This window comes from Xanthomonas nasturtii, from assembly GCF_023337365.3.
GTDB classification, from domain to species: domain Bacteria; phylum Pseudomonadota; class Gammaproteobacteria; order Xanthomonadales; family Xanthomonadaceae; genus Xanthomonas; species Xanthomonas nasturtii.
Genome location: NZ_CP142084.2, coordinates 1,646,574 through 1,671,724 on the forward strand (window position 1 = coordinate 1,646,574; position 25,151 = coordinate 1,671,724).

The 25,151-nt window shown below is 65.1% G+C and carries 16 protein-coding genes and 1 tRNA gene; 9 read left to right on the forward strand and 8 right to left on the reverse strand.

Annotated elements, in window-relative coordinates:
* Window positions 1-61: 61 nt before the first annotated feature.
* Complete coding sequence (locus M3O59_RS07215; RefSeq protein WP_116906153.1) at window positions 62-2,200, reverse strand: TonB-dependent siderophore receptor; 2,139 nt, start codon at window positions 2,198-2,200, stop codon at window positions 62-64.
* A 484-nt stretch (window positions 2,201-2,684) separates the two neighbouring features.
* Window positions 2,685-5,114 carry a penicillin acylase family protein gene (locus M3O59_RS07220; RefSeq protein WP_116906152.1) on the reverse strand — a complete coding sequence of 810 codons (2,430 nt, stop codon included), beginning with the start codon at window positions 5,112-5,114 and terminating at the stop codon, window positions 2,685-2,687.
* A gap of 146 nt (window positions 5,115-5,260) precedes the next feature.
* Here M3O59_RS07220 and bfr point away from each other — a divergent pair, with 146 nt between their 5' ends.
* The gene (gene bfr / locus M3O59_RS07225; RefSeq protein ID WP_064631820.1) at window positions 5,261-5,746 is read left to right on the forward strand and encodes a bacterioferritin; all 486 of its coding nucleotides are present in this window, start codon (window positions 5,261-5,263) and stop codon (window positions 5,744-5,746) included.
* A gap of 395 nt (window positions 5,747-6,141) precedes the next feature.
* Here bfr and M3O59_RS07230 read toward each other — a convergent pair whose 3' ends face one another.
* From M3O59_RS07230 to M3O59_RS07240, 3 genes are all read right to left on the reverse strand, one after another.
* On the reverse strand, window positions 6,142-6,798 hold the full coding sequence (locus M3O59_RS07230; RefSeq protein ID WP_064631818.1) for a thiopurine S-methyltransferase: 657 nt from the start codon (window positions 6,796-6,798) through the stop codon (window positions 6,142-6,144).
* 374 nt (window positions 6,799-7,172) lie between these two features.
* A complete protein-coding gene (gene parC / locus M3O59_RS07235) occupies window positions 7,173-9,416 on the reverse strand; it encodes a DNA topoisomerase IV subunit A (RefSeq protein ID WP_064631816.1) in 2,244 nt (747 codons plus the stop codon).
* Between the two features lie 61 nt (window positions 9,417-9,477).
* A complete protein-coding gene (locus M3O59_RS07240; protein ID WP_064631814.1) occupies window positions 9,478-10,329 on the reverse strand; it encodes an AraC family transcriptional regulator in 852 nt (283 codons plus the stop codon).
* Between the two features lie 122 nt (window positions 10,330-10,451).
* Between M3O59_RS07240 and M3O59_RS07245 the strand changes: the two genes are divergently transcribed.
* From M3O59_RS07245 to M3O59_RS07275, 7 genes are all read left to right on the forward strand, one after another.
* The gene (locus tag M3O59_RS07245) at window positions 10,452-10,892 is read left to right on the forward strand and encodes a MarR family winged helix-turn-helix transcriptional regulator (RefSeq protein ID WP_064631812.1); all 441 of its coding nucleotides are present in this window, start codon (window positions 10,452-10,454) and stop codon (window positions 10,890-10,892) included.
* A gap of 23 nt (window positions 10,893-10,915) precedes the next feature.
* On the forward strand, window positions 10,916-12,406 hold the full coding sequence (locus tag M3O59_RS07250) for an AdeC/AdeK/OprM family multidrug efflux complex outer membrane factor (protein WP_181920590.1): 1,491 nt from the start codon (window positions 10,916-10,918) through the stop codon (window positions 12,404-12,406).
* A 10-nt stretch (window positions 12,407-12,416) separates the two neighbouring features.
* Window positions 12,417-13,610: an efflux RND transporter periplasmic adaptor subunit gene (locus tag M3O59_RS07255; protein WP_116906150.1), complete on the forward strand. Its 1,194-nt coding sequence runs from the start codon at window positions 12,417-12,419 to the stop codon at window positions 13,608-13,610.
* 6 nt (window positions 13,611-13,616) lie between these two features.
* Entirely contained in the window at window positions 13,617-15,194 is a 1,578-nt protein-coding gene (locus M3O59_RS07260) for a DHA2 family efflux MFS transporter permease subunit (protein ID WP_116906149.1), read from the forward strand.
* A 545-nt stretch (window positions 15,195-15,739) separates the two neighbouring features.
* Window positions 15,740-17,091, forward strand: a protein-coding gene (locus tag M3O59_RS07265) for an IS3 family transposase (protein WP_409350118.1) whose coding sequence is annotated in 2 segments (ribosomal slippage) — window positions 15,740-16,196 and window positions 16,196-17,091 — 1,353 coding nt in all. Because the reading frame shifts where the segments join, the coding sequence is not laid out codon by codon here.
* 64 nt (window positions 17,092-17,155) lie between these two features.
* The gene (locus tag M3O59_RS07270; protein WP_249050277.1) at window positions 17,156-18,166 is read left to right on the forward strand and encodes a serine hydrolase domain-containing protein; all 1,011 of its coding nucleotides are present in this window, start codon (window positions 17,156-17,158) and stop codon (window positions 18,164-18,166) included.
* A gap of 36 nt (window positions 18,167-18,202) precedes the next feature.
* On the forward strand, window positions 18,203-18,673 hold the full coding sequence (locus M3O59_RS07275; protein ID WP_116906451.1) for a hypothetical protein: 471 nt from the start codon (window positions 18,203-18,205) through the stop codon (window positions 18,671-18,673).
* Between the two features lie 188 nt (window positions 18,674-18,861).
* Here M3O59_RS07275 and M3O59_RS07280 read toward each other — a convergent pair.
* The 3 genes from M3O59_RS07280 to M3O59_RS07290 form a co-directional block, all read right to left on the reverse strand.
* Window positions 18,862-18,948: transfer RNA gene (locus tag M3O59_RS07280), tRNA-Leu, on the reverse strand.
* Between the two features lie 140 nt (window positions 18,949-19,088).
* Window positions 19,089-21,278 (reverse strand): beta-glucosidase family protein, encoded by a 2,190-nt coding sequence (locus M3O59_RS07285; protein ID WP_147308543.1) that lies wholly within the window; start codon window positions 21,276-21,278, stop codon window positions 19,089-19,091.
* A gap of 180 nt (window positions 21,279-21,458) precedes the next feature.
* The gene (locus tag M3O59_RS07290; RefSeq protein ID WP_116906449.1) at window positions 21,459-23,228 is read right to left on the reverse strand and encodes a M14 family metallopeptidase; all 1,770 of its coding nucleotides are present in this window, start codon (window positions 23,226-23,228) and stop codon (window positions 21,459-21,461) included.
* Window positions 23,229-23,579: 351 nt separating this feature from the next.
* Between M3O59_RS07290 and M3O59_RS07295 the strand changes: the two genes are divergently transcribed.
* Window positions 23,580-25,145 (forward strand): POT-type proton-dependent oligopeptide transporter, encoded by a 1,566-nt coding sequence (locus M3O59_RS07295; protein WP_116906448.1) that lies wholly within the window; start codon window positions 23,580-23,582, stop codon window positions 25,143-25,145.
* The last annotated feature ends 6 nt before the right edge of the window (window positions 25,146-25,151 follow it).

A 25,151-nucleotide genomic window follows, 5' to 3' on the forward strand; every position in this document is an offset into this window, starting at 1 on the left:
GCTGTTCGCGTTGCATCGCAACTGGCCGGCGTGCGTGCCGCACCGCCAGCTGCGCCGACCGTCAGAAACTGTATGCCAGCTGCGCGTAGATGCGGCGCGGCTCACCGGGGAAGTGCCCGGCGCGGGTATTGAAACCGCTCGCCGCATAGACCTTGTCGAACAGGTTCTTGACGTTGATCTGCAGTTTCCACGCGTCCCACTGCGTCTGCCAGCTGATGTCGTAAATGGCATACGGTTTGACGCGCTGCCCGTCCAGGCTGACGCGTTCGCCCACGTAGTCGGCGCCGAAGGCGATTGCCGAGCGCCACGCCGGCAGGTCGTAGCGCGTCCACAGGCCGAAGGTATTGCGCGGTGCATTGGCGAAGCGGTCGCCGGAGGCGTTGGTGATGCCGTTGGTGCCTGCGTCGAGCACGCGCGCATCGTTGTAGGCGTAGGTGAGATTGAGCACCCAGCGCTCGGTGAGGTCGGCCAGCAGGTCCACTTCCAGGCCTTCGCTGCGCACCAGGCCAAGCGCAGAGAGCTGATTGACACCATCGACGATGCTGCCGTTCGCCTGCACGATGTTGCTGCGCTCGATGCGATACAGCGCGGTGTTGAGGGTGAGCCCGCCATCGTTGAGTGCTGTCTTCAGGCCGACCTCCCATTGCGTGCTGCGTTCCGGGTCGAACGGCCCGCCCACGCTGCTGTCCTGATTGGCCGCGTCCTGCGGCAGAAACCCGCTGGCATAGCTTGCGTAGGCGTTGATGCCCTCGCGCAACACGACGGTGCTGCCCACACGCCAACTGAGGTCGTTACCGGTGACGCGCGAGCCATCCAGCAGGTTGTCGTCCTTGAAGCCGTCCCAACGCAGCCCGGCCATCGCATACCAGCGCGGCGTCAGCGTGAGTTCGTCCTGCACATACGCGCCATAGCGTTGGCTGCGCGTGCTGGTGGCGCGCCATGGCAGGGCGTCCAGGCCGTAGTCGTAGAAGCCGCTGCGCCCGTAAATGGGGTTGAACAGATCGATACCCGGCACCGGGCCGCGCACACGGCCGGTGTCGGCGGTGTTGGCGGTTTGCGCGCGAAAATCGGCGTCCAGGCGGTAGTAGTCCGCGCCCATCAGCAACTTGTGTTCGATCGCCCCGGTGCTGGTGCGGAACACCGCGTTGACGTTGCTGGAGATCGCATCGTTGTCGCGGTACTGGTTGCGCAGCTGGCGGGTCATCCACTCGGCGGTGCCGTCGCCATTACGGTCGATCAAACCCATTGGCTCGTGATAGATCTGATGCTCGTCGTTCTTGAACCAGCGCAGCGCCATGTCCACGTCCCACGCGCTGGACGGCGCAAACCGGTACTGCGCGAACGCCACCTTGGCACGCATGTCCAGAAAATCGGTGGGCTCGTTGTGATTCCAGCGCCGGTCGGTGAGAAAGTTGCCATCGTCATCCACCGGCACGCCGCGCAGGCGGTTGCCGCCCAGGTTCTGGGTGATATCGGTGTACTGCAGGGTCAGCTCGCCGGTGTCGCCGATATCGAAGGCCACCGACGCATCGCCGATCTGGCTCTGGCTGTCGGTATTCCAGCGAAAGCCGTCCTCGCCATCGGCATAGGCGCCGATGCGGTAGCGGATGCGACCGTCCACGCGCGCCGGGCCGGTGGCTTCGAACGAGGCTGCGCCGAAGGACTGATTGCCGACCTGCAACTCCACGCGGCGCGCTGCCTGATGCGCGGGTTTGCGCGTCACATAGTTGATGACGCCGCCCGGCTCGCCGCCGCCATACAGCGCACCAGCCGGACCCTTGAGCACTTCCACGCGTTCGATATTGAACAGCTGTGGCACCGAAAAACCAGCATACGGGTCGCCGCGCAGACCGTCGTACAGCACGTTTTCCTGGCGGAAACCGCGCAAGGTCACGCCGGCGTAGCTAAAGAAACTGATGCCGCTGATGCTGCGATACAGATCGGTAATTTGGCGCGCGGCCTGGTCGTCGATCAACTCGCGCGGCAGCACCTGCACCGATTGCGGCACCAGCGCCAGCGGCGTATCGGTGCGCGTGGCAACGGCAGCATCTTCGGATTTGTAGAGCGTCTGCGCACGGCCGACGACCTCCACGCCATCCAGCTCGGTCACGGCCGGCGTGGTGGTGTGTTGCGCAAAAGCAGGCTGGGGATGCAGCGCGAGCGCAGCGGCAAGCGCGGTGACAAGAAGCGTGGGGCGCATTGGTTGCTAATGGGAATGGTTATCAAATGCATCTTAGCATGATGTGTTTGTCCAATTGCAGAGGTCGCTGATAAGGGGGCGAAACGCGTGGTGGTGGATGTGTGATTTGCGTGCGTGCGTGCACGGATGCAGCCATGCGAGATGCGAAGACGGAAGACGGAAGACGGAAACGCAGACGGCATGACGGCATGACGGCATGACGGCATGAGGACATTAAGGTCGAGGGGATAGCCTCCTTCTCCCACCGGGAGAAGGTGCCCGAAGGGCGGATGAGGGTACGTGCGAAGCCACGTGTCATTGCGTTTGCACGAGTACTTTGAGTGACCCACTAACAGCGACGGCGATTGTTCTGCAGCATTGCTCGACGCGCCGTACCCTCACCCCAACCGCTCTCCCGAGGGGAGAGGGGCTTTGCATGGCTGCGATGCTTGATGGTTCTTGTTTTTCTTCCGTGGCCGCTCTGCAGCAGCGTTGCAGTTGGCCTTTACTGCGGACGCAATTGCAGCGTGTAACGCGTGGCGGTGGGCAGAAAAGGTGTGGGTCTTCCATGCACCCAATCGTCGTGTCCTGCACCCCAGAATGGCGATAGCGGGTGTCCGCTCTGGCCGCCCGGCATGTGCACGATGCCGTCCTGTTCGTGGCCGGGCGAGACCACCATGCGCTCGGAGGCGCCGAAGGCCGGACCTTGCACGCGTGGCATGTCGCGGTCGCCCGGCAGTTGGTCGGGTGGCATGCATAGCCAGCGCTTGGCGAAAGCGGGCAGTGCGCGTGCGATGGGGTGGCAGATGGCGAGGGTATTGCGCTGGCCCCAGGTGTGCTGGCCGAGCGGTTCGTTCTGCTCGTCTTGTGCAATCACCGCCGTCTGCGCGCTGCGTGCAGCATCGCTGAGCAGTTGCTCCCAGCTTGCGAACGCTGGCGGCAACAAGTGGGCCGGGCGCCGCTGCAGCAACGGCCAGACGATGCCTTCCAGCTGCGCGCGACGTGGCGGCAGAAAGTCTTCGCCAAGCGCTGCTTCGGCGGGTGCCAGCAGACCTGCTTCCACTGCATCGATGGTCTTGCTGCGGAATTCGCGCACGATGCGATAGCCGGCCGACTGGGTGGATGCATGCCCTTCCCAATCGCGCGTGGCACTGGCGATCTGTTGCAGCGCCGGGTCCTTGCTGTGCTCGACCACGCTGCGCAGCAACTGCCACCAGCGTGTGAGCAGCACGGCGCGGTCGTCGAGCTGGATGGCGAGCAGATCGCGTTCGTTGAAACGCTGCCGTGCGAAGAGCGCGTCGCGAATCTGCTGTGCACGCGCGCCAAGGTCGTAACCGGCATTGCCAAGCGTCGCCAGTTGTTGCGCATCGACAATGCGGCTGTTGGCGGTCCACAGCCGGTGCGAGGGTGGGTCGATCAGCGCTGGCGCCGCGTCGCTGCGCAGCGACCACGGGACGCAACCGCTCGGCATTGACGGCGTTGCAGCCGCATCTGCAGGTACGTTCGCTGTTCCTGTTGCTGTCGACGCCGACTCCGGCGCCGACGCTGCAAGTTCGGCAATCCCGCTCGGGCCGCACCCGGCATTCCGCGCCGGGCGTGCGCCGATCAGGCGCCAGGCAATGCGCCCGTTGCGATCGGCCAGCAGCAGGTTCTGCGCCGGAATGCCGGAACGGTCGGCCACCGCAAACGCGGCCTGCAGATCGCCCGCCGTGCTCATCTGCGCAAAATCCAACCGGATCGCGCCCGGCAGCTGCGCGGCCCAGCGCAATGCCAGCAGGCTGCCGTCGGCATTGGTGTGCAGCACCGGCCCCCACGCCGCTTCGCGCACCTCGAAACGCACCGGTGCTTGCCCGGCCACGCGGATGGTTTCCACATGCGTGGTCAGCGCTTGCGGGTGGCCCGGCGTGGGCGCTGGAATCCGCGCGAAATCCGCAGTGTCGATATAGCTGTTGGTGAACGCCCAGGCCACATGCCCGTTGCTGCCGACCACCGCCGCCGGCAGGCCGGGCAGGGTGAAGCCGGTGACATCCACCTTGCCATCGGGCGCGTTGCTGTCTGCATAGCGCAGGCGTGCGCGGAACCAGATGTTGGGCGCACGCAGGCCCAGGTGCATGTCGTCGGCCACGATGGCGCGGCCGTCGGCGGTGAGGCTGCCATCCACTGCGAAGTTGTTGCTGCCCGGCGTCGGCGTTTCCGCGTGTGGCGTGGCAGGCGGGCGCGGCAGACGGCGCAGGTCCAGCGACGCCGCATCCGGCAACTGGGCGTCGCCCTGCGGCGGGCCGAACAACGGCGCGTCCCAGCTGGAGCCCTGATGGTCGAGCAGCGCCGCCAGTGCAGGCGGCACCACCGCGCGGATGCGCGCGGCGGCAAGCTCGGTCTGGTTGTCGCTGTCCTGCAGGTCTGCGTACATCGCCAGGCCGGTGAGGATGGAGTCGTCCAGCGTCCAGGCGCGCGGCGTCTGGCGCAGCAGCAGGTAGGGCCAGGGCCGGACCCGCAGCGCCGCCAGCCCGGCGTTGACGCCATCGGTATACGCCTGCAAGGCGGCGCGCTGGCTGCCGGCGGCGATATCCAGGCTGGCATGCACGCGCGCACGCAGGCGGTGCACGCGGTTGCGCTTGTCCAGGTCCACCGCCTTGGTGCCGAACAGCTCGGACAACTCGCCGGCCGGTGCGCGCCGCATCAGGTCCATTTCGAAATAGCGTTCCTGCGCATGCACGTAGCCAAGCGCGCGCATCGCATCGAGCTGGTTTGCCGCATCGATGGTGACCACGCCTAAGCCATCGCGCTGCACGCCCACCGGCGCAGCCAGGCCGGTGAGGGTGCCGGCGCCCTCCAGCTGCGGCAGGCTGCCGCGCAGCAACAGGTACAGCGACAGGCTGGCCGCCACGGCCAGCAGCACGATTCCCAGCAGCAGCCGGCCCAGCCATTTGCGCATTGTCGGTTCCTTGAGCTCGGTTGAAGTGTGGCCGGCGGAGATGACCGTGGCGGGTCTGGCCGCAAGCGCAACTGAAAGTGATTCCGATTAGATCATTGCCCGCCCGCATAGGGCACCATGCGCGCATTGCGTCGCTGGAGCACACCATGAAAGGCCATCCCGAAGTCGTCGAATACCTCAAGCAGCTGCTGCGCGGCGAATTGGCGGCACGCGATCAATATTTTCTGCATTCGCGCCGGTACGAGGATCAGGGCCTGATGGCGCTGTACGAGCGCATCAACCACGAAATGCAGGAAGAGACCGAGCACGCCGACGCGCTGCTGCGGCGCATCCTGTTCCTGGAAGGCGACCCGGACATGCGTCCGGCCGAGTTTGCGCCCGGCAAGACCGTGGTGGAGATGCTCGAGCGCGATCTGGTTGTGGAATACGAAGTGCGCGCTGCGCTGGCTGCCGGCATGAAGCTGTGCGAAGAGCACGGCGACTATGTGAGCCGCGACATGCTGCTCAAGCAGCTGCAGGACACCGAAGAAGATCATGCCTGGTGGCTGGAGCAGCAGCTCGGCCTGATCAAGCGTATTGGTCTGGAGCTGTATCAGACCTCGAAGATCGACAAGGGTCACGTCGCCGGCTGAGTGGGCGACCGGTGCTGCGCAGCCGCTTGGCCGGCGCAGCGTCGGCGTGGGCTGGCATGTAGTACGGGGTAGCTTGCCATTGCTGCCTAGGGCTTGAGTTCCTACCAGCTGTCTTGTCGCTACGCGGAGCCTGCTTTATCGGTCTGTGCCGCAGAGCCGGTGCATCGCGTCATGCCGCGCCGTGCTGGCCGGCCAGCGGCGCGCACGCAGCCAGAACGCCGCCTTGAAACAGCTGACAAAAAGACTGCACGGCCGCCAGCCAGCCCAGCCGGTGTTCGGTATTGGCGTGTGCTACGCGTACGTTCCGATTCCTGCGCACCGCCACGCCCACTGGATCACTGTGCGCTACGTATGGCCACCGCTGTTGATGGCCTTGCAGCAATCCCGCGCCGCAGTCAGTCGCGGCGCAAGCGATACACCGCAGTCGATAGCGCAGTGACGCCGTCGGCACGGAAGCGCGGTTCCTGCGCGAGGATGTCGCGGTTTTCCAGCAGCTCTACCTGCCAATCTGCATCAAAAAGTGCATGCACTTCCGTCCCGTCCACAGAGAACGGTGGGCCGGCCTTTTCTGCCTGCGGATAGTCCAGGGTGACCAGCAGGCCGTGGCAGTGCGTCGGCAGATGCGCATACACCGTTTGCAGATAATGCCGGCGCAGGTCGGCGGGTAGCGCAACCAGTGCGGCACGGTCGTACACGGCAGTGCAATCGGCCAACACACCAGCATCCAGCGTGAACGCATCGCCGCAGACGATCTCGATCGGGCCGGCGATGAAATGCTCGCCGGCAGCGCTGCTGTGGCGCTGCGGTTGCAGGCCTGCCTCATCGAAAAACTGCGTCACTGCCAATGGAGAGATCTCCACGCCAAGCACGCGATGGCCTTGCGCCGCCAGCCAGTGCATGTCCAGCGTCTTGCCGCATAACGGAACCAGTACACGGGCTTTTTGCGGCACTTGCAGGGCAGGCCAATGCTTTTGCAGCAGCGGCAAGACCTCTTGCTGATGAAAGCCGGTCTGGCCTTGCTGCCAACGTTGCAACCAGAAGTCTGTGTCCACGATATGTTGTCTCGTTGGGTTGTGTTGACAAGGGGACGCGATAGCGGGAATGGCAGTGACATACAGATCGAAGGCAGGCAAGGACTCTGCAAAAAAGCCACAGCTCGTCCGCTGCGCACCCGACGCATCCGCATCGTTCGATTACCTCTCAAAGCGACGCAGAGCTGGAGCTTCGGCGTCGTTTGGCTGTGTCGTTCGGCTGTTCTACGCCGAACTGATCGGGGGCGCGACGACAGCGTCGAACGTGACGCTGCGCCGCCATAGCCAATCACCGTTACTGCACTTCCAGCCCATCCACTGTCTGCCGCGCCTCAGTCGCCTGTGGCGCACGCAGTTCCAGTCGCGCCGCTGCGCGCCGAATGGGTGAACAACCGTTACTGCACTTCCAACCCATCCACCTTCTGCCACCCACGCGGCAACAACGACCCACGGCTCGCACGCGCACCCACATAGGTGTCCAGATCCTTGAACGACAGGCTCATGGTGCGGGCGCCGCTGCGTACCAGCAGGGTGTTGCCCGGCGCCACTGCCACCACCGCCACCACGCGTTCGGTGCCGAGCTTGGCCTTGGGGATCTCGATGATCTTGTTGCCTTTGCCCTTGTCCAGCTCGGGCACATCGCTGGCCGCCACTGCGAGCAGGTTGCCGGCACTGGTGACGGCAACGATGCGGTCGGTCTGCGGGTTGCTCACCTGCGCCGGGGTGAGCACGTGCGATCCGGTGGTCAGATTGAGCATCGCCTTGCCGGCCTTGTTGCGGCCGGTGAGGTTTTCGAAACGGGTGACGAAGCCATAGCCGTGCGAAGACGCCAGCACGAAGCGGGTGGCGTTGTCGGCACTGGCCATGACCTGGAACGCGGCGCCGGAGGCCGGCGAGAAACGTCCGGTCAAGGGTTCGCCGTTGCCACGCGCCGAAGGCAGGGTATGCACAGCGGTGGAATAGGCGCGGCCTTCCGAATCCAGAAACGCCACCTGATGCGTGCTGCGGCTGCGCACTGCGGCCAGCAGGCTGTCGCCATCGCGGTAGGACATGCCGGCCGGATCGACGTCGTGGCCCTTGGCCGCGCGCACCCAGCCCTTTTCCGACATCACCACGGTCATCGGTTCGCTGGCGACCATTTCGGTTTCGTCGATGGCCTGCGCGGCGCCACGCTGCACCAACGGCGAGCGACGCGCATCGCCGAACTTCTTGGCGTCGGCAGTGAGTTCGTCCTTGATCAGCTTTTTCAGCTTGGTCTTGCTTTCCAGGATCGCCATGATCTGGGCGCGTTCCTTGGCGAGGGCTTCCTGCTCGCCGCGGATCTTCATTTCTTCCAGGCGCGCCAGCTGGCGCAGCTTGGTTTCCAGAATGTATTCGGCCTGTTCTTCGCTCAGCGCGAAGCGGGCGATCAACACCGGCTTGGGTTCGTCTTCGCTGCGGACGATGCGGATCACTTCGTCCAGGTTGAGGAAGGCGATCAACAGGCCTTCCAACAGGTGCAGGCGCCGCTCGACCTTTTGCAGACGATGGTTGAGGCGGCGGGTGACCGTGTCGCTGCGGAAGGTCAGCCATTCGCTCAGCAACTGGCGCAGGTTCTTGACCTGCGGGCGACCGTCCAGGCCGATCACGTTGAGGTTGCAGCGGTAGCTGCGCTCAAGGTCGGTGGTGACGAACAGGTGGCCCATCAACTGCTCGGCATCCACGCGGTTGGAGCGCGGCACCAGCACCACCCGCACCGGGCTGGTGTGGTCGGATTCGTCGCGGATGTCTTCCAGCCACGGCAGCTTCTTGGCGCGCATCTGCTGGGCGATCTGTTCGATCACCTTGGACGGGGAGACCTGATACGGCAGCGCGTCGATGACGATGTTGGCGTGTTCTTTTTTATAGGTGGCACGCGCACGCACGCTGCCGTGTCCGGTCTCGTAGATGTTCCGCAGGTCGGCGGCCGGGGTGATGATCTCGGCGGTGGTCGGGTAGTCCGGGCCCAGGACGTGTTCGCACAGTTCGGCCACCGTGGCATCGGGGTTGTCGAGCAGGCGCAGCAGCGCGCTGACGATCTCGTTGAGGTTGTGCGGCGGCACGTCGGTGGCCATGCCGACGGCAATGCCGGTGGTGCCGTTGAGCAGCAGGTGCGGCAGGCGTGCCGGCAGCCAGGTGGGTTCCTCCAGGGTGCCGTCGAAGTTGGCTGCCCAGTCGGTGGTGCCCTGGCTGATTTCGCCCAGCAGCACTTCGGCGATCGGGGTCAGCTTGGATTCGGTGTAGCGCATCGCCGCGAACGACTTGGGGTCGTCGGTGGAGCCGAAGTTGCCCTGGCCTTCGATCAGCGGGTAGCGGTACGAGAACGGCTGCGCCATCAGCACCAGCGCCTCATAGCAGGCGCTGTCGCCGTGCGGGTGGTACTTACCGATGACATCGCCCACGGTGCGCGCGGATTTCTTCGGTTTGGCGGCGGCATTCAGGCCCAGCTCGCTCATCGCGAAGATGATGCGCCGCTGCACGGGCTTCAGGCCGTCGCCCAAGAACGGCAGGGCGCGGTCGAGCACCACGTACATCGAATAGTCGAGATAGGCGCGTTCGGCGTACTCGCGCAGCGGCAGTTGCTCGAAGCCATGGAAGGTGGGGCGGGTCAGATCGGTCATGTAAAGCCAGGTCCTGCGTGAAGAGGAGCCCGCACCGTGGCGCGGACTCGAAGAGCGCCGATTATCCCGATGCGGCGGGGGATGCCAAGCCGCGCGCGTGCGGGCCGGCCAGATACCGCGTGGGCGGGGCGCCGAAATGGCGGTGGAACACACTGACAAAGGCGCTGGGACTGCTGTAGCCGAGCTGGTCGGCAACCTGCGCCACGGCGCTGCCCTGGCTGAGCCGGCGCAAGCCTTCGGCCAACCGCGCCTGCTGCCGCCACTGCGCAAAACTCAGGCCGGTTTCGTCGCGGAAGTGCCGGCTCAGGCTGCGCGCCGACAGCCCGCCCCAGTCGGCCCAGGCGTCCAGCGAGCGCGGATCGGCCGGGGTGGCGAGCAGCTGGCGGGCGATCCGCAGGAGCCGGCGGTCGGCCGGCATCGGCAGGTGCAGGTGGTCGATCTGGACCTGGCGCAGCTCGTCCAGCAGCACTGCGGCAAGGCGTTGCTGGGCCGCGTCCAGCGGCCGATGCAACGGCCAGTCGGCGGCCCGCATGATCGCTTCGCGGGCCAGCCCGGTCAGCCGGATCACCCCGCCTTGCGCGGGCAGGGGGGCGCAGGCATCGGGCCGCACCACCACGCCCCAGCCGCGCATCGGCCCGGCCAGCTCCACGGTGTGTTGCCGCCCGGGCGGCATCCAGCCGGCGCAGCCCGGCGGCAGCGACAAGCTGCCCTGTTCGGTATGCACGGTCAGCACGCCGTGTTCCACATACATCAGCTGGCCGCGGACATGCGCGTGCCAGGCGGTTTCCGGTGCCCATACCGCACGCAGATCGGCCAGGAAAGCGATCAGCACCGGCCCGTCGGCCCATTCGAAGCTGGCCCGCACGCCGGGTGGCAGCGCGTCGATCGTTGTTGGCGGGTTTTCGATAGTCATTGGCCAGATTGTATTACCGAGCCAACGCCGGCGCCGCGTAAGGTGGCGATCATTGCGAACGGTTTAATCCCATGTGGGATCATTGCGTTGACAAATATATTTTTCGGAACAAGATGTGCTGCATGAATGTTGACTCCTCTGCTGCGCCGTCGTTCGGCCTGCTGCTGCGCCAGGTGCGCGATGCGCTGATGCGCCAGCTCGACGCCGAGATGAAAGGCGAACTGCCCGATTTCGGCTTCAGCCACTACGTGGGCCTGAAGATCCTGGCGGTGCGTTCGCCGTGCACGGCCAACGAATTGGCGCTGGCACTGGACCAGACCCCGAGCGCCGTGACCCGCCTGCTCGACAAGCTCGAAGCGCTGGGCGCGGTGCGGCGCGAGCCGCATGCGCAGGACCGGCGCGCGTTGCAGATCGTCATGACCGACCAGGGCGTGGCGCTGTGGGAGCGACTGCGCTTGCGCGGCGAACGCGCCATCGAGCACGGCCTGCGCGACCTGTCCGCGCCCGAGCGCGAACTTCTTACCTCACTTCTTATCCGTGTCCGCGATGCACTCAACACATGAACGCTGCTAGTTCCCCGACCCCGATGCTGCGGCCGCGCCCGATGCGCCTGGCGCGGCCGCTCGTGATCACTGCCCTGACGCTGGCGTTGGCCGCCTGCGCCAGCAGCCGTGGCCTGGCCCCGCAAGGCGCCGTGCTGGACCCCGGCACGCTGCACGCCGAGCGCACCCTGGCGCAGCAAACCGCGCTGAGCCCGGCCGCGTGGCCGGCCAGCGACTGGTGGCGCGCGCTCGGCGATGCGCAGCTGGACGCGCTGATCGCCGAGGGCCTGCAGCACAGCCCCAGCCTCGCGGCGGCCGATGCGCGGTTGCGTCAGGCGCAGGCACGCACCGGCAGCGCGCAGGCCGATCGCGGCCCCAGCCTGTCGGTGTCCGGTGGCTACACCGGCGTGCAGTTACCCGAATCGCTGGTCGGCGAAGAATTCGGCGGCAGCTATGGCGGCAGCGCACAGGTGGTGCTGGACTTCCGTTATGGCGTGGATCTGTGGGGCGGCAAGCGCAGTGCCTGGGAAGCGGCAGTGGATCAGGCGCATGCGGCCGAAGTGGATGCGCAGGCCGCGCGCTTGAATCTGTCGGCGGCGATCGCCGAAGGCTACGCACAGCTCGCCTACGCGTGGAGCCTGCATGACGTGGCCAACGACGAATTGGGCCGCGCGCAGAAGACCCTGGAGCTGACCCGGCAACGCCGCAGCGCCGGCATCGACAGCGAATTGCAGGTGCGTCAGGCGCAGGCGCGCGTGCCGGCTGCGCAGCAGCAGGTGCAGGCCGCGCAGCAGCAGATCGACGAAGCCCGCACTGCGCTGGCCGCGTTGGTCGGGCAGGGCCCGGATCGCGGGCTGGACATCGCACGGCCTGCCATCGCCGCATCGATCGCCATGCAGCTGCCGAGCAACCTGCCTGCCGATCTGCTGGGCCGTCGCCCCGACGTGGTGGCGGCGCGTTGGCGCGTGGAGGCGGCCGACAAGGACATCGCGGTCGCCAAGACCCGTTTCTATCCCAGCCTCAACCTCACCGCGCTGGGCGGTGTGATCAACCCGGATGTCGGCAAGTTGCTGGAAAGCGGCTCGGTGCTCGGGTTGGTTGCGCCGGCGCTGAGTCTGCCGATCTTCGACGGCGGCAAGCTGCGCGCCAACCTGGCCGGCAGCGATGCGCAGTACGACCTGGCCGTGGCCGACTACAACCAGAAAGTGATTGCCGCGCTGCGCGAAGTGGCCGACCAGGTCACCGCGGTGCGCTCGCTGCAGCAACGCACGCAGGCACAGGACGAGGCCGTGCAGACCGTCACGGCTGCATTCGATCTGGCCCGGCAGCGCTACCGCGCCGGCATCGGCAGCTATCTGGAAGTGCTCAGCGTGCAGGAGCAATTGCTCCTCGCACGCCAGCGCATGGCCGGGCTGCAGTCGCAACAACTTCTGGCCTCGGTGAGGTTGCAGCGTGCGCTGGGCGGCGGATTCGCGCCGGAGCCCGCACGCGAATCCGCACACGCCGCGCCCACTTCCGCACAACCGAATTCCTGAGACAGCGACGATGAGCCAGACGACTGCAACTTCTTCCCAACCTGCGCCGGCCGCGCCCAGCAAGCGCGGTGCAGCGCTGCGCATCGTGGCCATTGTGGTGATCCTGGCGATCATCGGCCTGGTGGTGTGGTACTTCCTGGTCGGCCGCTGGCACGAAGACACCGACGACGCGTACGCGCAGGGCAATCAGGTGCAGATCACCCCGATGGTGGGCGGCACCGTGGTCAGCATCGGCGCCGAAGACGGCATGCGCGTGGAGCGCGGCCAGTTGCTGGTGCAGCTGGACCCGGCCGACACCGTGGTCGCCTTGCAGCAGGCCGAAGCCAACCTGGCCAAGACCGTGCGTCAGGTGCGCGGTCTGTACCGCAGCGTGGAAGGCGCGCAGGCCGAATTGTCGGCACGCGAAGTCACCCTGCGCAGCGCCCGCGCGGACTTTGCGCGACGCAAGAATCTGGCCGCCAGCGGTGCCATTTCCAACGAGGAACTGGCGCACGCCCGCGAAGAGCTCGCTGCCGCAGAAGCGGCCGTGAGCGGCTCGCGCGAGAGCTTCGCGCGTAACCGTGCGTTGGTGGACGACAGCGCGGTGGCCAATCAGCCGGACGTGCAGGCCGCTGCCGCACAGCTACGTCAGGCCTATCTGAATCATGCGCGCACCGGCGTGGTGGCGCCGGTGTCCGGGTATGTCGCACGGCGTTCGGCGCAGGTTGGCCAGCGCGTGCAGCCGGGCAGCGTGTTGATGGCGGTGGTGCCGCTGGAGCAGGTGTGGGTGGAAGCCAACTTCAAGGAAACCCAACTCAAGCACATGCGCCTGGGCCAGGAAGTGGAACTGCATTCGGATCTGTACGGCGGCGGCGTGGATTACACCGGTCGCATCGAAAGCCTGGGCCTGGGCACCGGCAGCGCGTTCTCGCTGTTGCCGGCGCAAAACGCCAGCGGCAACTGGATCAAGATCGTGCAGCGGGTACCGGTACGCATTGCGGTGGATTCCAAGCAGCTGGCCAGCAATCCGCTGCGGATCGGGTTGTCGATGAAGGTCGAGGTCAATCTGCACGACCAGCAGGGCAGCGTGCTGCCGACCAAGTACGCCAATGGCGCGGTGTTTTCCACCGACGTATATGCGCAGCAGTTGCAGGCCGCCGACGCGGATATCCAACGCATCATCCAGGACAACCTGCCGTCGCAGGCTGCCAGCAAGGCGGGCTAAGCCACCATGTCTTCGCAAGCTCCCACCGCGCCGGGCGGCCCGGCGGCACCGGCGCCCGCTGCCGGCTTTCGCCCGGCCAGCGTGGCGTTGTGCACCGTGGGCCTGGCCATGGCCTCGTTCATGCAGGTGCTGGACACCACCATCGCCAATGTGTCGCTGCCCACCATCGCCGGCAATCTCGGCGCCAGTTCGCAGCAGGCCACCTGGGTCATCACCTCGTTCGCAGTCAGCACCGCGATTGCATTGCCGCTGACCGGCTGGCTGAGCCGCCGGTTTGGCGAAACCAAATTGTTCGTGTGGTCCACGCTGGCCTTCACCATTGCTTCGCTGCTGTGCGGCCTTGCACAGAGCATGGGCATGCTGGTGGTGGCGCGTGCGCTGCAGGGCTTCGTCGCCGGGCCGATGTATCCCATTACCCAGAGTCTGCTGGTGTCGATCTATCCCCGCGAAAAACGCGGGCAGGCGCTTGCGTTGCTGGCGATGATTACCGTGGTGGCGCCGATCGCCGGGCCGATTCTCGGCGGCTGGATCACCGACAACTACAGCTGGGAATGGATCTTTCTGATCAACGTGCCGCTGGGCATCATCGCCAGCAGTATCGTGGGCTCGCAATTGCGCAATCGCCCCGAGCAACTTGAAAAGCCGCGCATGGATTACATCGGCCTGATCCTGCTGGTGGTCGGCGTGGGCGCGCTGCAGCTGGTGCTGGACCTGGGCAATGACGAAGACTGGTTCTCCTCCGACAAGATCGTGGTGCTGGCCTGCGTCGCTGCTGTGGCGCTGGCGGTGTTCGTGATCTGGGAACTCACCGACAAGGACCCCATCGTCGATCTCAAGCTGTTCCGGCATCGCAACTTCCGCGCCGGTACCTTGGCAATGGTGGTGGCCTATGCAGCGTTCTTCAGTGTGAGCCTGCTGATCCCGCAATGGCTGCAGCGCGACATGGGCTACACCGCGATCTGGGCCGGCCTGGCCACCGCACCGATCGGTATCCTGCCGGTATTGATGACGCCGTTCGTGGGCAAGTATGCGTTGCGTTTCGACTTGCGCATGCTCGCCACCATCGCCTTCATCTTCATGTCGTTCACCAGTTTCTTTCGCTCCAACTTCAACCTGCAGGTGGACTTCAGCCATGTGGCCACCATCCAGCTGGTGATGGGCGTGGGCGTGGCGCTGTTCTTCATGCCGGTGCTGCAGATTCTGCTCTCGGATCTGGACGGGCGCGAAATTGCGGCAGGTTCTGGCCTGGCCACCTTCCTGCGCACGCTGGGCGGCAGCTTCGCCGCATCGCTGACCACGTATCTGTGGGCACGCCGCACGCAGGTGCACCATGCGCACATCACCGAGCACATTTCGGTGTACACGCCGGGCATGCAGGAACAGGTCGTTGCGATGGGGCAGGGCGACCTGCAACGCGGCGCGGCCTCGCTCAACAACATGATCAACCACCAGGCCTCGCAGATGGGCTTCAACGACATCTTCTACCTGCTCGGCTGGACCTTCCTGGCGATCATCTTCTTCCTGTGGCTGGCCAAGCCGCCGTTCGGTGCAGGTGCCGGTGGCGCGGCGGCTGGCGGGCACTGAGCGCGTGTGACAAGGCGCCTGGCCGCCCCAACATCGGCCAAGACAAGGACCCCACGTTGGTCAAGCCAAGGACCTCACGTTGGTCTAGTGCAGAGTGGGTGATCTGCGACTTGGCTGCAGGGCCCTTGCCCGCCCACCATCGCGGGACACGACGTGAATCCGTCCATGGCGGCTCTTACGCGGCATCCATGCCGCGTAAGGTCCCGCGACGGTGGGCGGGCAAGGACCCGTCGAGATGGTCGGTGTGCGTCGCGCTTCGCAAAGCAAGCAGCGAACCGTTTGGAGCGGTGAGGGCACCGCGGCCTCGACCGGCGCAGTATTCGACGTGGCCTTCTGACTGAATCCAATAAGGGGACGTTGAAAAGACCACTGCGCTTTCCACCAGTCGGGTACTGGCTACGGTTCGCGCGCCGATCTAACAATTGTGCTGCGCCTGTCAACACGCTCTAGACTGACGACCTCCAGGTGGGAGCAGTGCAATGACAGTGACGCCTTCGTGAAGTGACCCCCGGAAGTTGGACACCCCGTCCAACTCCGAGGATTTCATGAATCGATATGACGCACGCTTCAAACTTCAGGTCGCCAAGGAGGCCTGCAAGACCTCAATCTCGCTCAAGGCGGTGGCCCGCAGTTATGGTCTGGATTTCTCTACGGTCAGGCGTTGGGCAGCGACCTACCGGCTACATGGTTGGCGCGGGTTTGACCGCAAGCCTCGGTCCTACGATGTCCCGTTCAAGCTGGAGGTTCTTGAAAAGATGCGCCAGGAGGGGATGTCTGCGCGCGAGGCCACGAGCTACTTCCAGATAGGCAGTGCCGGCGCGGTGGCACAGTGGCAACGGCTGTATGCTGACGGCGGCGCCCAAGCGTTAGCGCCACCTCCATTGCCGCCTCACAAACCGATGAAAAAGACCAGCTCGTCCAAGCCCGCCGAGGACATGAGCCGCGATGAGCTGCTCAAGGAAGTGGCCTACCTGCGTGCGGAGACGGCCTACCTAAAAAAACTCGATGCCTTGATCCAGCAAGAGCAGGCGGCGCAGCGTACAAAGCGCACGCCGTCCAAGGATTGAGGCAGACCCACGCACTGCCGCTTTTGCTCGAAGCGGCCGAGCTATCACGCAGCACGTTTTACTACCAGATGCATGCCCTGGCCCATCCCGATCAGGGCGAGGTCGCGCTGTGTGAGCGCATCCGCGCGATTTACGATGAACACCAAGGGCGCTATGGCTATCGCCGCATCACACTGGAATTGGCCAATCAGGGTGAGGCGATCAACCACAAGCGGGTGCAGCGTCTGATGGCCGCACTGGGCCTGCAATCGCGGGTACGCATCAAGCGCTACCGCGCATTCAAGGGCGCAGCCAATGTCATCGTGCCCAATGTACTGGACCGCCAGTTTGAAGCCGCTATGCCTAACCAGAAGTGGGTGACCGATGTCACCGAGTTCAAGGTGCAGGGCATGAAGCTCTATCTTTCACCAATCATGGATCTGTACAACGGCGAAATTGTGGCTTACCAGATGAAACGCCGGCCGGTGTTGGACCTGGTAGGTCAGATGCTGGATCAGGCAATCAAGAAACTGTCACCCGACGCTCGGCCGATGATCCACTCTGACCAGGGATGGCACTACCAGCACGAAAATTACCGGCATAAGCTCGCAAACCATTCTCTGAAACAAAGCATGTCCCGACGCGGCAACTGCTTGGACAACGCGGCCATGGAGAGCTTCTTCGGGACGCTGAAGTCAGAATTTTTCTACCTCAACAGCTTTGACAGCATCGAACGCCTAGAAGCCGGGCTGGTGGAGTACATCAGGTACTACAACGAAGACCGGATCAAGTTGAAATTGAACGGCCTGAGCCCGGTAAAGTACCGGCAACAGGCCGAGCTAGCTGTCTGATCGCCCAACTGTCCAGCTTTTGGGGGTCACTTCATCGACCGGGTTACCGCAGTCCGTCTGCCTCATGGGTGCGCTGCGGCGCCAAGGCCGGCCCACGCTGAATCGAGAGGTCCGGCATCATCGTGAGTCACCGCATGCAGCGCCGGCCATTGGGCGTCTACTGCAGGCTGTGCTCCTTCTGTCGCTATGGTTGCCGTTGATCGCCTTGGCCGATGACTTGAGCGACAAGCTGACGCAGCAGATGCAGCTCAATCGGCAGCGCTACGGCATCGTAGGGCAGGCTCTGTACGTTTCCCACAATGGCAAGGTGCTGTTTCGCGGTGGCGATGGGCTTGCCGATCTCGATAGCCAACAGCCGGTCACGCGCGAGCAGATCTTTCCAGTGTTCTCGGTAAGCAAGCTGTTGGTCAGCACGCTGATCATGCAGCTGGTCGAAGCTGACCGGATCGATCTGGATCGATCTGCACGGGTCTACTTGCCAGCGTTGCCGCAGCGCTGGAACAAGATCACGGTGCGCCAGCTGCTCGACCACACTTCCGGGTTGCCCGAGTACTTCACCCAGGAGCAGATGAGCGGCTCGCCGGCGGCAAGCGCGTCGTTTCCTGCAACTGCGCACGCTGTCTTTGCAGCGCTGGGCACTCAACCGCTGCTCTTTCCACCCGGCAGCAACACGCGCTACATCAACACCAATTATCTGGTGCTGTCGCAGCTGCTCCAGGCGTATTACCGCAAGCCGTATTCGCAGATCGTGTCCGAGCGGATCCTCGAGCCGTTGAAGCTGGCGCATACCTTTCTCGGGCGCTCCCGATTGCCGGTCGATGGTGTCGTCCGTGCCTACGTTGGCAAGGACGGAAAACTGCAGAAAGAGCCGGAGATCGCCTGGCCCGATTACGCCCTCGGGCATGCTGAGTTGTACGCCAGCATCGATGATCTGGCGACCTTCATCGAAGCGATGCGACATGGACAGTTAGTCGGCAAGCCAACACTGCAACAGCTTTGGCAACCGCAGCTGCTCCCCAACGGACAGCGTGGCTGGTTTGCCAGCGGCTGGGAGGTTGGCGCAAGTGGTGCCTAGCGGTACGTCGGCCATGATGGCGGTGCGCGGGTAAGGGTGCGGCTGCTGTACGCTGACGCCCTGGATGGCGATAGTTACACCATCGTTTACCTGACCAATGGCAGCGCGCGCGGGGTGTGGTCCCGGGTGTTGGTCGACAGCATCATGGCCAGCATCGCGCCACAGACGTTTCCCGTCGAAGCCGTGTCGGAGAAGCTCATTGCCTTTGCGCTGCAGTCGCCTGCCGGTCACGACACGCAGCTGTTGGCCGATGTGCTGCGTGCCGACAGGAGCATCCCCCTCGATCAACTCGAGGCTGTGGTCAACACGACCGGCTACACCGTTCTGTCCAATCTCGGCGCCGATGCGGCGATTCGCGTGTTCGCACTCAATGTGCTGCTGTTTCCGGCGTCCAGCAATGCGCTGGACAGTCTTGCCGAGGCGTATGAAGCAAACGGAGATCTCGCCCGTTCGCGCGCCATCAGGCAGCGCATCAAGAACATGTCCGCGCCCCCTGGGAAACAATGATCCGATTTGTGGGCGTGATAGCAGCTCGACTGCCCGGTTCGGCGGTTCGGCGGTGCGTCGCTGTTGTCGCATTCCTGCTTCGCTGCCGATCGGCACGCTCACCAATGTCGATAGGCTATTGTCCAAGACATCGCCCAAACGCAAAAAACCCCGCCGAAGCGAGGTTTTTTACTATCTACCGTGAGTCGTGGTGCCCAGGAGAGGACTCGAACCTCCACGAAGTTGCCCCCGCTAGCACCTGAAGCTAGTGCGTCTACCAATTCCGCCACCTGGGCGACTCAGGGGGCGAATTGTGCAAGCTGCGCGCGTGGCTGTCAACGCATCCGGCGCATTTTTTCATTGCGAGGTGCGCCGCTCGGCAACCGAACCAACCGGCGGTGGCGCACGCATGCATCGGTGCGTGCGCCCCGCGCGCTTATGGCAGCTGCGCCGCCTGCAACGTCACCTCCGCACTCTGCACCGGTTCGCTCGCCGAGCGCGCCAGTTGCACGCGATAGGTGCCGGCCGCAATCGTCCAGTGACGTGCCTTGGCATCGAAGTCGGCCAGCGTCTTGGGCTCGGCGACCACCTGCACGCTGCGCTTTTCGCCCGGCTTGAGCGTGAGCTTCTGCCAGCCGATCAGGCGCAGCGGGGTGGCGTGGCCGTCGGGCAGGGTGACGTAGAGCTGCGGCACCGCGGCACCTTCGCGCGGGCCGATGTTCTCCACCTCGAAGCTGGCGGTGAGCTGGCTGCCGTTGGCGTCCACACGCAGCCCGCCCATGCCGAACTGGGTGTACGACAGGCCGTGGCCGAACGGATAGCGCGGGGTCAGCTTGCGCGCGGCGAACCACTTGTAGCCGACGTTGGCGCCTTCGATGGCGTAATCGATGCTGTCTTCGCCCGGCTTGGCCGGCTTGAAGCCCAGGCCCGGAATCGAGGGGCGCGGCAGCTGCGATTCGTCCACCGGCCAGGTCACCGGCAGATGGCCGGAGGGATTGACCTTGCCGGTCAGCAGGTTGGCGATCGCCTCGCCGCCACCGATGCCCGGATACCACGCCTGCAACACCGCCGGCACGCGCTCGTCCCACGGCATGCGCACCGGCCCGTTGGTTTCCAGCACCACGGTGGTCTTGGGGTTGGCCTTGGCCACCGCTTCGATCAAGGCGTCCTGGTTGTCGGGCAAGCGCATGTCCGGCAGGTCCACCGATTCGGCGGCCCACTGGGTGGCGAACACGATCGCCACATCGGCAGCCTTGGCCGCGCGTGCGGCCGCATTGCGGTCCTTGCCGTCCACGTAATCGATCTGCACGTTCGGCAACGCGGCGCGCAGCGCCTGCAACGGCGAGGACGGGTGGATGATGACCGGGCCCGGCCAGGTGGTCGGGGTGAGTCCGGGCACTGCATTGCCGCCGTTGATGGTGTAGTCCACCCGCGAGGAGCCGCCGCCGGACATCACGCCCTTGTCGGCATAGCCGCCGATCACCGCGATGCGGCGCACGTCCTTGGATAACGGCAAGGTGGCCTGCTCGTTACGCAGCAGCACGCTGCCTTCTTCGGCCACATGCTGCGCAGCCAAGAGACCGGCCTTGCCATCGATCGGCTGGCGCTGGGTCGGGTGATCGAAGGCGCCGTGTGCGAACAGGCTGCGCAACACGCGCTTGACCATGTCGTCGAAACGCGTGCGCGGCACCACGCCGGCCGACACCGCCATGCGCAACGGCGCATCGAAGAACACCGCCGCGTCGAACACTTCGCCAGCCGATTGTTGATCCAGCCCGGCCAGCGCGGCCTTGGAGCCGCTATGCACGCCGCCCCAATCGGACATCACGTAACCGGGGTAGTTCCATTCCTGCTTGAGCACCTGGTTGAGCAGGTAATCGTGCTCGCAGCCGTAGATGCCGTTGATCTTGTTGTACGAACACATCACCGAGGCCGGGTCGCCGATCTTCAGCGCGATCTCGAAGGCCAGCAGGTCCGATTCGTGCATCGCCTGCTCGCCGATGTCGGCGCTATGGAAGTTGCGCCGCGTTTCCATGTCGTTGAGCGCGTAGTGCTTCATCGTCGACAGCACATGCTCGCTCTGCACGCCGCGGATCGACTCGCCGACCATGGTGCCGGCCAGCAGCGGGTCTTCGCCGGCATATTCGAAATTGCGGCCGTTACGCGGGTCGCGCTGCAGATTGACGCTGCCGGCCAGCAACACGTTGAAGCCCTGCTGCCAGGATTCGCGGCCCATGGTCTTGCCGCCGGCGTACGCCAGTTGCGGGTTCCAGCTCGATGCCGTGGACGGGCCCGATGGCATCGCGGTGGCGAAGTCGCCTTTGCGGATGCCGCCTGGATTGGTCACGCCCACGCCGGCATCGGCCAACTGCTGCGCGGGGATGCCCAGGCGCGGAATGCCGGGCACGTAACCGGCTGAACCCAGCGCGCCTTCCGGCTTGGGAACCTTGTCGGTACCCAGGCCGAAATAGCTGCGCAGCATCTGGAATTTTTCGTCGTCGGTCATTTGCGCCAGCAGGCGGTCGGCGCGCTGGTCCGCCGTCAATGCGGTGTCCATCCACGGCTGCGACGACGGCGCGCCTTGTGCGACAACCAACGGTGCAGCCAGGGCGATGCCCAGGCCCATGACGACCGCCAGCACCAGGGGGCGCGGGCGACTCTGACGGTGTGTAAACGTTTTCATATCGAGCTGTGGCACGGTGTGTCCTTGTAGTGCTGGGTCGTAACGAACTTGGGGGCACCGAAGTGCCCGAATCGGGTGGACGCGGCTATACCGCGCTGCCGCCTGCCGGAATCGGCGTGGCGGTTAGAAGCTGGTCTGCGCGGTGCGCAGGACCGGGTAGAGCTGGTAGCGCTCATCCCACGACGAATGGCGCCTGGCGAAAAATTCCAGCCGTGCCTGCGGGTCCTTGGCAAAGTCGGGGTCGCTGGCGATGCGCTGTTCGAATTGCGCCTTCAATGCGGCATCGTTGGCGAGCATGTCGCGCGCCACCTCTTCGGCGACATAGGCTTCCATGTATTCCTTGCGCTCGAATGCGATGTTGAAAAAGCCCCACTGCAGCAGCGAATCCGGTGCCTGCGGTTCCAGCATCGCCATCACCAGGCGCGCCTTGGGTTGGGCGATCGGCACGAACAGCGAGCCGGCCGGCACGGCGCGGGTTTCATCGCGCCACTGCCCACTGACCTGCAGGGTCTGATGGCCTTCGTTGGAACGAGCAGCAAAGCTGGCCTTGTCGGCGCGGAAGGTTTGTACCGGGCGCTCCGCCGCACTGCCGATGGTCTGGAAATCGATGCCGTGCAGGCGCAGTTTTTCGCCCACCAGGGCCGCTTGCGCGGCCGGCACCAGATAGCCGCCGCTTGGCGCATCCACCACCACATCGGGCGTGATCCGGTCGCGCAGCGGCACCTTCCAGACTTGCGGTGTGCGCTCGTCGTAGTGCGTCATCAACGCGCCGGAAATCGGCGACGGCGTGCGTGTATAGGCATAGCCACGAAACGCGACCGTGCGCGCCTGCAGGCCGGCCGCAAAGCTCAACGGCTCGGATGTGCCAGCCAGCTGCGTGGCGCGTTGATCGGCAGCCAGTGCATCGGCGCGCCACTGCGCGCCATTGCGTGCGCTTTGCTGCAGCACCGACACGATGGCATTGCGGGTCACCCGCACGCGTGTGGGGTAGTCCTTCCACGAATGCGTTTCCACCAGCATGCCGAAGCGGTTGCGCAGCAGAAAATAGCCGTGCGAGAAGCGTGGCGGCGAGACATCGTCGGCAAAGCCGGAGGCAGGGTCGTCTTCGTGCACGAATGACGGGTAGTAGGGCAGCGGCAGCGAGCCCTGTTTTTTCAGATCCGCAAGCACCGCGTCGCGCCAGCGCGTGCCGTCGCGCTGCAAGGTCGCATCGCCGGCATGCACCGGCTCCACCTGCACCGACACATCGTGCTCGAACTTGGCGCCATCGGTGACGTGCAGGTCCACAACCATCAGCGGATCCCACTGCTGCACCAGGCGCAGCATCGCCTGCATCTCGGGCGCGTCGGCCTTGACGTAATCGCGGTTGAGGTTGAGGTTCTGCGCGGTGGTGCGCCAGCCCATCTGCTCGGGGCCGCGCTGGTTGGGGCGATTCCAGGCGCCGAAGCGCTCATGCCCGTCCACGTTGAACACCGGCACGAACACCCACACCAGCTTGTCGAGCACGCCTTTGCCGGCCTTGCCGTCCAGCAGCTCGCGCAATGCCAGGAAACCCGCGTCCTTGCCATCGATCTCGCCGGCGTGGATGCCGCCCTGGATCAACACCACCGGCAGCTTGCGCTGCGCAGCCGATGGCGCGTCGAGCGCGCCACTGGTGGAGGCGACCAAGGCCTTCATCGGCCGGCCTTCCGGCGTGGTGCCGAACTGGATGCAGCGCACCGCCTGCGGGTAGCGCTGCGCAAACGCATCGCATAGCGCAATGACTTCATCGTAGCGTCCGGTCTGCACGAAACCGCTGCGCTCCGCCTGGGTGGTGAGCGGGGTGGCAGCCAGGGCGGCAGGGGGGGAAGTCAGCAGCAACAGGCTCACGGCCAGGCGGGTGAAGCGGGGCATCCAGCAGTCCAGTGTTCCAGGAAACGTTTGCAATGTAGCCGAGCCAGCGCACAAGGCCAATCTGCACTGCGTCATGGTCTCACTGCGCTGCGTGCCGCATGCGAGGGTCAACTGGACGCGGCAGGATACCCATCGCCGCAATGAGCGGTAAGAAACGGGCGCAGGTCATGCGCGTTGCGCGCAAGCCTGGTGCTATCGACATCCCAGGCAAGCGCATGGCATCGCCCACCGTGGGTGACGGCTGCCTGCCGCGTCCGCTCACCGTCACGCGCGGCGGCCCGGGCCGGCGATGGCGGCCAGCGGGTGCACGCCGGTACGATAGGGCCTGTTTTCAGCACGCCCGGATTGCCTTTGACCACCTCCACCTTGCCGGGCGCTTCTGCCGGCGCGCGGCTGCCGCGCCAGATTCCTTTCATCATCGGCAACGAGGCCTGCGAGCGTTTCAGCTTCTACGGCATGCGCAACATCCTGGTGCAGTTCCTGATCACCTCGCTGTTGCTGCAGGAAATCAGCGGGCCGGGGCGCGAAGCCGAAGCCAAGCACATCCTGCACAGCTTCATGATCGGGGTGTATTTCTTCCCGCTGCTGGGCGGTTGGCTGGCGGACCGTTTTTTCGGCAAGTACAACACCATCCTGTGGTTCAGCCTGGTGTATTGCGCCGGGCACGCGTGTCTTGCGTTGTTTGAAGGCAGCCGCGACGGATTCTTCCTTGGTTTAGGCCTGATCGCGCTTGGCGCAGGCGGCATCAAGCCGCTGGTGGCCTCGTTCATGGGCGACCAGTTCGACCAGTCCAACAAGCACCTGGCCAAGGTGGTGTTCGACGCCTTCTACTGGATCATCAACTTCGGCTCGCTGTTCGCCTCGTTGCTGATTCCGCTGGCGCTGAAGAATCTGGGCCCGGCCTGGGCATTCGGTATTCCCGGCATCCTGATGTTCGTGGCCACGCTGGTGTTCTGGCTGGGGCGCAAGCGCTATGTGCTGGTGCCGCTGCCGCCGGAGGACCCGCATGGGTTCGGTGCGGTGGTGCGCACGGCCTTGCTGGCGGATGCGCCAGGGCAGGGCCGTCCCGGCTTGATGCTGGCGGTGGTCTCGGTGCTGCTGGCGCTGGCGGGTTTTGCGCTGGTCGAGCAACTGGGCATCGTCGTGTGCCTGTGCATTGCGCTGGTGCTGCTGCTGGCCGGTATCGGCGGCGGCACCTGGTGGCAGCTGGAGCGCGCGCGCGGCACGCATCCGGATGCGGCGGTGGAAGGCGTGCGTGCGTTGTTGCGGGTGCTGGTGATCTTCGCGCTGGTGACGCCGTTCTTCTCCTTGTTCGACCAGAAGGCCTCCACCTGGGTGCTGCAGGGGCGCGAGATGACCATGCCGGCCTGGTTCACCGCCTCGCAGATGCAGGCGCTCAATCCGCTGCTGGTGATGCTGCTGATTCCCTTCAACAACCTGGTGCTGTATCCGCTGCTACGCCGTGGCGGCTGGGAGCCCACACCCTTGCGCCGCATGACCAGCGGCATCGCCTTCAGCGGCGTGGCCTGGATTGCGGTGGGTGCGATCCAGATGGTCATGGACGGTGGCGAGCCGATGCACATCGCCTGGCAGATCCTGCCATATGCGCTGCTGACCTTCGGCGAGGTGCTGGTCTCGGCCACCGGCATCGAGTTCGCCTACAGCCAGGCGCCGCCGTCGATGAAGGGGGTGGTGATGAGTTTCTGGTACCTCACCACCACGGTCGGCAATCTATGGGTGCTGTTGTCGAACGTGGCGGTGCGCAACGCGACGGTGACCGCGCATATCGCCGATACTGGGCTCAGCGAAGCGGCATTCCTGATGTTTTTCTTCGCGGCGTTTGCATTCCTGGCGGCCCTGGCCTTCGGCCTGTACGCGCGCGGGTATCGCATGGTCGACAATTACCGTACTGCCTGAGGTCTG